At 63.8% G+C, this 7,420-nt stretch carries 8 protein-coding genes; 3 read left to right on the top strand and 5 right to left on the bottom strand.

Annotated features, from left to right (window positions below; genetic code table 11):
• Positions 1 to 546: 546 nt before the first annotated feature.
• A complete protein-coding gene (locus BMF89_RS05440) occupies positions 547 to 1,854 on the bottom strand; it encodes an NAD(P)/FAD-dependent oxidoreductase (RefSeq protein WP_078106060.1) in 1,308 nt (435 codons plus the stop codon).
• 196 nt (positions 1,855 to 2,050) lie between these two features.
• Between BMF89_RS05440 and BMF89_RS05435 the strand changes: the two genes are divergently transcribed.
• The 3 genes from BMF89_RS05435 (at position 2,051) to BMF89_RS05425 (ending at position 4,510) form a co-directional block, all read left to right on the top strand.
• Positions 2,051 to 3,214, top strand: coding sequence for a hypothetical protein (locus BMF89_RS05435; protein WP_078106059.1), 1,164 nt, complete (start codon positions 2,051 to 2,053; stop codon positions 3,212 to 3,214).
• Positions 3,215 to 3,311: 97 nt separating this feature from the next.
• Positions 3,312 to 4,085, top strand: coding sequence for an SDR family NAD(P)-dependent oxidoreductase (locus BMF89_RS05430; RefSeq protein ID WP_078106058.1), 774 nt, complete (start codon positions 3,312 to 3,314; stop codon positions 4,083 to 4,085).
• A gap of 65 nt (positions 4,086 to 4,150) precedes the next feature.
• Positions 4,151 to 4,510 carry a VOC family protein gene (locus tag BMF89_RS05425; protein ID WP_078106063.1) on the top strand — a complete coding sequence of 120 codons (360 nt, stop codon included), beginning with the start codon at positions 4,151 to 4,153 and terminating at the stop codon, positions 4,508 to 4,510.
• A 67-nt stretch (positions 4,511 to 4,577) separates the two neighbouring features.
• Here BMF89_RS05425 and BMF89_RS21880 read toward each other — a convergent pair whose 3' ends face one another.
• From BMF89_RS21880 to BMF89_RS05405, 4 genes are all read right to left on the bottom strand, one after another.
• Positions 4,578 to 4,715, bottom strand: coding sequence for a hypothetical protein (locus tag BMF89_RS21880; protein WP_171983406.1), 138 nt, complete (start codon positions 4,713 to 4,715; stop codon positions 4,578 to 4,580).
• Positions 4,716 to 4,808: 93 nt separating this feature from the next.
• Positions 4,809 to 5,750, bottom strand: coding sequence for an ABC transporter permease (locus BMF89_RS05415; RefSeq protein WP_078106057.1), 942 nt, complete (start codon positions 5,748 to 5,750; stop codon positions 4,809 to 4,811).
• A complete protein-coding gene (locus tag BMF89_RS05410) occupies positions 5,743 to 6,531 on the bottom strand; it encodes an ABC transporter ATP-binding protein (RefSeq protein ID WP_078106056.1) in 789 nt (262 codons plus the stop codon). The genes BMF89_RS05415 and BMF89_RS05410 overlap by 8 nt, the downstream gene beginning before the upstream one ends.
• A 106-nt stretch (positions 6,532 to 6,637) precedes the next feature.
• Complete coding sequence (locus tag BMF89_RS05405) at positions 6,638 to 7,402, bottom strand: alpha/beta hydrolase (RefSeq protein ID WP_078106055.1); 765 nt, start codon at positions 7,400 to 7,402, stop codon at positions 6,638 to 6,640.
• Positions 7,403 to 7,420 lie beyond the last annotated feature (18 nt).

Genomic DNA, 7,420 nt, shown 5'->3' with positions numbered 1-7,420 from the left:
GTCCTCGCCGACTACGACGGCGCCGCCGAACTGGACCAAGGCATCAGCATCCTGCTCGCCGGACTCGCAGCACCCCTTGTGCACGAATAGACGACCCCCAGCGCAGTCGCACGCCGGGGGTCCCTCCGCGTGCATTTGAGGACGTCCCCGACGTGCCCTGATGAGGCTTCTGATTGCGGAGCGAGAATCACTCGGTCTGGGCTTCGCGGGCGAGTACCTCCCGACCAACTCGGTTGCCGGCCTCAGTATTAGCGAGCCACACGATCGCCCGCGGGGTAGGGAAGTCGTCCGGCCATTCAGTTAACCCGGTGCGTGTGATCCGTTCGATTGCGTCTCCCGTTGAGTGGGGCCACGGGTGATGCCCCTGCTCGTCGACGTCACCGGCGATCATCTGGCCCTCCATGAGGAGTTCGGCGGTTAAACCGATTGTGAGCGTTCGTCGCTGGATGGAATCTGCGATTCCACAAGGCTTTTGCTTTGGTAGACCCATCCAGCCCGTGCCGCGGAAATGCGCGATGACGGGGGCCCTTACCGCAACCATGTTCCCTATGGCTGGACGCGCCCGGCCACGCGCCCCGCAACATGCTCGGCATCCACGCCCACTCCGCCGACTATCGAAGAGTAATGCCCCGTCAACCACGGCAGCCCCACCACAAACAGCCCCGGACATTCGGTGACGCCGCGGACATGTCGCGGATAACTCCAGGCGTCCAGGACAGGAATGTCCACAAAGCTGAGGTCGAGCTGGTAACCGGTCGCCCAAAGCACCGAGGTGATGTTCTCGGCGGCCAGGCTGACCCGTGCCGGTGACGAAGCAGGCAACCAGTCGTCCGACGACGCAGGCAAAGCCGCAGGCGCGTCGATCCCAGCGGCGGCTATGTAGGCGTCGAGCGCACGGCCCATACGCTGGCCGAACCCGGCCTCGACTGTCGCGAGGCGTTCGCGGAGGTCGGCCGTGAAAGTGAGTTCGCCGTCGTTGGCTGCTTCCAGGTGCCCGTACAGCCGGACGCCCTGGCGGCCGAGCTCGCGGAGGTGGATGTCGTGACCGCCGTTGGTGCCGGAGAGCAGGGGATTGCAGGCGAACCGTGCCGCGGGGGAGGGCAGCTGCCCGACCGTCAAGGCGTTGACCCCGTACTCGGGCCCGTGGATTCCGGCTTGCAGGATCCAATAAATGATGTCGTGCCCGCGATACCGGCGCGGCGCCTCCGGACACATCGACACTGCTAGATGAACCTCACGCCCAGCCGCGAGCAGGTCTTCCGCGATCTGCCCGCCCGATTGCCCGGTCCCGACAATCAGCACGGCGCCGTCCGGCAGTTGCTCCGGAGTGCGATAGTCGTGTGTGTGAAGCCGCAGGACGTCCCCTGGAAGTCCGGCGGCCAAAGCTGGGATCTTGGGTATTCGATATGCGCCGGTCGCCAGCACCACATTGCGTGCCCGCCAGCCACCGTCGGACGTTTCAACGCTGAAGCGGCCATCCGACGTCGAGATCCACGTGACATCGGTGCCGGTCCGGATCGGGGCGTCGATCCTCCGCGCGTAGTCTCGAAAGTAGTCCACGGCGTCGTCGCGTGCCATGAACGCCTCCGGCTCTGGCCCCGCATACGGCATCCCGGGCAGGTCGAGTGAGAAGTTCGGCGTGTTGAGCACGAACGCGTCCCAGCGATCCTGCCACGCGCCACCCAGCGCGGGTCGCCGTTCAAGGACCACGTGCTCGACGCCGGCCCGGCTGAGAAAGTAGCTCGTGGCCAGTCCTGCTTGGCCCCCACCGACAACAAGCGTGTCGATTTCGAGGGGGCGGTTTTGTTGTGCCGCTCTGATCTGTTGTGCGGCTCTGGGCGGGGCAGTCTCCATGAGCTATCCTTCCGATCCCTTGGATGAACTTTACGCCGAGCGATTCGCGTGCGGGAGCTTTTGAGCAGGGGGATCGAGACCCGAGTGCAAGGTTTTGTCGAAGAATTGCCAAGGATTCGTTAATCGACCATCCAGCTGGGTCAGCTTATGGCAGCATCGTGCCCGGGGCCTTTCCCGTTGGATGTTGGGGGTAGCGATGTTCGTTCCGAATTCCGGTGATCACTTCCGCGAGGATGATCTTCCAGCCCAGATTCGCGCACTGCGGATGCCGCGTTGGGCTGGTGCGGCACTCGGTGCTGGACTCGTGGTGATCGCGGTGGCGGCGATCGCCGGTTCGATCCTCGTCAACGAGAGCAACAGCACGATCATTCCGTTTTGGGTCGAGGCGCTCATCTTGGCGGCATCAGTAATTTCGGCGATTTCGGGCGCTGTCCTGCTCTGGCATGCCGGAGAGTGGGTCACGCTCACACGGGACGAGGCGATCGTGACCAGGGCATTCGTCGTCCGGGTCACTGTCCCGCGTATGCAGCTTGAAGACTTTCACCCCTACCTCCACCAGTACGCCGCTCGTGGGGCAGTTCAGTACCGCATGGTGCCGACCTTCACGACCAAGGACCCGTACGACCGGCTCCGGGACCTGCCCATGCCATTCCTGTCGTATTGGAACCCAGTCGGAGGGACGGAAGCTTCGCTGCCGCCGCGGGCCGCGTACATTGATGCTTGGACCCGGGCGGGCGGCAACCCGTACTCGCGAACCGTTTCCGCTGGCGTCGTACCCTATACACTCTCGATGCACCGGCAGGCCGTGCGAACGGGCCTGCGGCGCCGTGCGCTCATGTGGGCGATCATCCTCCCGGTTGTCTCGATTGGGCTCGGCCTAAGTCTCGGTGTCGGACTCGGACCTGTTGCCAAAGCCCTGGGTAGCCACAATCGCAGCTTCGATGACCAAACTAACCGCACCGGCGTCCGCGACCTCAGCGACCGGCTCACTCCCGATGTTACCGCCTACCAGTGGCGTGCGAAGGTGTATCCGACCACCGGTACGCGAGACTTCACCTTCTTCCCGACAATTCGATCCCTGCCGTCAGCGCCGTACACGGTCCGATACTTCATCCGTGACCCCGCGCAGCACGGTACGGATCTCAGCGTCCCGGAACAGAGATACGGCCGAATCGTCTCTCAAGGGACAATATCCGCCACAAACCCGACAATCGAGTTCACGCTCGACCACAATGACAGCATCTTCACGTTGGAGGTCTACGTCACCGACGACAAAGGGCACACGACGCTCAACTCCGTGCTCTACAGAAACCTCGCCGCCGTTCCAGCATCGACCCAAACGCCCGTTCCCACGCGCTGAGAAGAACGTCTCATCATTCGCGTGCGGGAGGTGGACAGCACGTGAGCTCCGTGGTTGCGTTGAACGGACGTCATTGCCGTCAACAGGAGGAACCACAGTGAGCAAGCTAGCACTTATCACGGGCGCCAGCTCTGGAATCGGCCAGGCATTCGCCGAACGCCTGGCCGCCGACGGTTACGATCTGGTGATCGTGGGCCGACGGCAGGAACGCTTGGAACAGTTCGCCGATTCGCACCCTCAGACTACGGTCCGGACCGTCGTCGCCGACCTGTCAACGCCGGCGGGTATCGACACGGTCGCCGGGATCTGCGCAACCGAGCCGATAACAATGCTCGTGAACAACGCCGGCGTCGCGCACTACATGCCTTTCGCCGAACTTCCCGCCGACAAAGCCACGCAACTCGTCAACGTCAAGGTTCTCGCGCCCACCATGCTGAGCCGGGCGGCAATCCCGGGCATGCAGGAACGCGGCGGGGGAACCATCATCAACGTGTCCGGCATGATCGCCTTCGGTGGCCCGGCCCCGCACGCCCAGATGCCCCGCCGCGTCGTCTACGGCGGCAGCCTGGCGTACCTCGTCGCGATGTCCCAGACCCTCAGCGCGGAGCTGGAGGGCACCGGAATCACGGTGCAAGTCGTGTGCCCGGGAGTGGTGGCCACCGAGTTCCACGAGCGCCAAGGCATGGACTTGAGCAGGATGCCGCGGATGAGCGCCGCCGACGTCGTCACGGCAAGCTTGCGCGGCCTGGAACTGGGCGAAACCGTCTGCGCACCGGGCGTGGAGGACGTCGGCCTTCTCGATGCCGTCTTCCACGCAGACCTCGCCGCTTTCGGGGCGCAGAGCCCAGAGCTCGCCACGCGGTATCGGTAATTCCGGGTATATTCCGCGAACGAAAGTTGATGCGATCCTCCGGAAACGGTCCTAGAGTGTTGGCCATGGCTATCGCACGGTTCCCGGTCGTGGTACTCGACTGTCCCGACCCCAAGGCCCTGGCTGAGTTCTACAGCGCCCTGCTCGAGTGGAAAGTCGAGCGGAACGACGACGACTGGTGGTCCATCCGCGCCGATTACGGCGATTCGCTGGCCTTCCAGAAAGTCGAGTCCTTCACGCCGCCACAATGGCCCGGCCAGGACGTTCCGCAGCAGATGCACCTCGACGTGGTGGTGGACGACCTCGACACCGCTGAGGCAGCTGTGCTCGAGCTCGGCGCGACCAAGCACGAGAATCAGCCGGGAACGACATTCCGGGTGTTTCTTGACCCGGCCGGTCATCCTTTGTGCCTCTGCCTGGACTGACGACACATCGGTCAGGATCGGAGAAGCGGTCGGTGGGGCCTCGGCTTAAAGTCGAAAAATCACGGGGCTACGGCGGCGTCGTCCAGGCCCCGGACGGCGCGATCTGGAAGGTCGCGACGTCGGCGAAAAAGGACAGCGGTCCGGCCACCCGGGACGTCGAGAAGATCGTGCTCCTGATGGCAGTCGCGGACGTTTCCGCGAGCAAGCGGTTCTACGGCGACGGGGGTCTCTCCGTTGGGAAGAGCTTCGGCAAATACGTCGAGTTCGCCATGGCGTCGAGTCCTGTCCAGCTAGGGCTCTACGCGCGCCCCGCCCTCGCCAAGGACGCGGGTGTCTCGCCCCACGGCACCGGATCGCACCGGCTCGCGATCGGCAGCGACGCCGGCCCGTTCACCGACCCGGACGGGTTTGCATGGGAGCCGGCGTCAGCGTGAGCTGGGAGGGATGTCGCGGGTAGCCGCGCCCTACCGCGAGTTCCATCGGAACCAGCGGATTCCGATGAAGGCGAACACGACGACGTATCCCACGCAGGCCAAGAGCGAATAGGTGTCCTGACCGCGCTCCAGGCAGACTGGTTCAGGACGTCCGAGAAGAGTGCCAGGAGGGCTCCGACCGGGGACCAGTCCGCGATGGTTTGCATCGCGTCCCCGAGGATGCCGCTTCCTCCGAGGAGGCCGAGGAGCAGCAGGAAGATCATGAGCAACCGGCCGATCGCGCTGACGGCGTTGGTGGACTGAACCAAGCCGACCAGGGCTTGTCCGATGGACAGGAACATTGCCGCTCCGAGGACCGCAATGATGATGACCAAGAGGTATTGGCCGATGTTGAGCGTGAGCCCGTGAACGATGGCGCCGACGATGACGACAATGATGGACGCGAGCAGGTTCGTGGCTATTTGGACGACAAGGCGGCTCGTCATGATCATCCAGTCGGGCGCCGGGGTGACGCGGAGCCTTTGCAGCACACCGATCTCACGGTCATGTGCCAGGGCCAAGGTGAATCCGAGCAGGCACGAGGTGAGTAGTCCAAGGGTCAACGCCAATCCGATGAGGAGGTTTGACCCTCCGAGCCGCGATTGTGACTTGCCAAAGCTTGTGACCACAAGGATGACGACCGGCAGCAGGGCGCTCAAAACAAGTGAAGTCTTACTGTTGAGCATCACAATGGAGTCCGCGCGAAGCAACGAACCCATGGCGAGGCCGCGAGGCGGGCGGACAGTGGCGACGCTGGTGTTAGTCACGGATCTCACTTCCAGTCAGTCCGATGAACACGTCTTCCAAGGTCGGTGCGCCGTGGGCGACCGAAAGCACCCGCGGATCGTCCCTGTGTTTGTCGATCAGCTCCGACGGCTTGCCGGTGGTGAGCAGTACCCCGTGATCGATGATCGCGACCCGGTCACACACCGCCTGAGCCTCCTCCATCGAGTGCGTAGTCAGAAGAATGCTGTTGCCTTCGCCACGGAGTTCCTCGATGCGACGCCATAGTCCACGGCGGGACTGGGGGTCCAGCCCGGCGGTCGGTTCGTCCAGCAAGAGCAGGAGGGGGTTGTGAATCGTGGCAATGAACAGTGCAAGCCGCTGCTGCTGCCCACCCGACAACTGTTTGAACCTTTTGCCCAGTTCTTCTTCAAGCCCTATGGAACGCATGCTCATCCCGATTTGCTTGCGCGAGAGTTTTACCCCGTAAAGCCCGCCGTAGAGCTTCGCGATCTGTTGAATAGTCAATTCGGCCTGGAAACTGGAGGACTGCAGTTGCACCCCGAGCCGCGCTTTCGCGTCCAGCGGCTCTTCTTGAACGTCGATTCCGTCCACCAGCAGCCGCCCGGATTTCGGCGTAACCAGCCCTTCGATGGCGCTGAGTGTGCTCGTCTTCCCCGCACCGTTCGGACCCAGCAGGCCGAAGATCTCACCGCGGTGAATCTGAAAACTCACACCGTCGACGACGGTCCGCGCACCGTACGCGACGTGCAAGTCGCTGATGTCCAAAACCGGCCGTTGTCCCGGCACATTCACTTCACTCATCGAGCCGCATCCCCCTCAGGGTGGCCAAGCGGCCCCATGGCAGGGCGCCGTTGCGATGAGTCTATATCCGGGATCCTGATGTTTTGACGGGAACCGACACGGCACCCTAAACAACCCGATCCGCGCGTTCCCAATGCTCGCGCAGCAACGCGCCGAGGCGCTCGGGTTCGATCCGGTGCGGGGGATCGAAGTGATGGCGATCGGGGAACACTTCGAGGCGGAAGTCAGGGAAAACCGTCGATAAACGCTCGGCAACCTCGCCGTAGTCGTCGGGGTTGCTGAGGCCGCCGAGGACGAAGAACACCGGCCGAGCGAACGCAGCAAGCCGTTCCCGGTCCAGATCGTAAATCTTGAAGTCCCGCAGGAATGCCCTGATCCCCGCCGGCCGCTTGGCCATCCACGGCGGCGGTCCGCCCTCGGGCGGTGGCGGAAGGACGACGTCGGGCTTCACGCCCAGCCTCATGAACGCGGCCATGAACTGATCAGGCGGCAGTAATTCCAGCGCCTCATACTCCTTCCAGAGCTGGGTGTGCCCCGGGCTCCAGTCCCAGCTTCCCGCCCACGCAGGCTCCAGGAGCGTGAGACTGCGCAGTCTCTGTGGATGCTTGGCGGTGAACGCCAAAGACGCAGCCCCGCCACCGGAATAGCCGAGCAAGTGGAATGTCTCCCAGCCGCGGGCGTCGGCTTCGCGCAGGACACCCTCGATTTCCGTGTCCAGGCTCCAGCCAGGCGGCGGCTCATCGCCGTCGTACAGTTCAAGGTCCTTCGCGACGGCGTCGACGTCGGGACCCAGCGCGTCGATCAGCGCCCCGTACGCGGGTTGGGCCGGAAGAACGCTTCCTGGAAGAAGGATGACCCGAATCGGTTCCATGGCGGAACTCTACGCCGC

This window comes from Arthrobacter sp. SRS-W-1-2016, from assembly GCF_002009585.1.
Classification (GTDB): domain Bacteria; phylum Actinomycetota; class Actinomycetes; order Actinomycetales; family Micrococcaceae; genus Arthrobacter; species Arthrobacter bambusae_A.
The sequence above is the reverse complement of the archived record's forward strand: the minus strand, read 5'-3'. Positions and strand labels throughout refer to the sequence as shown.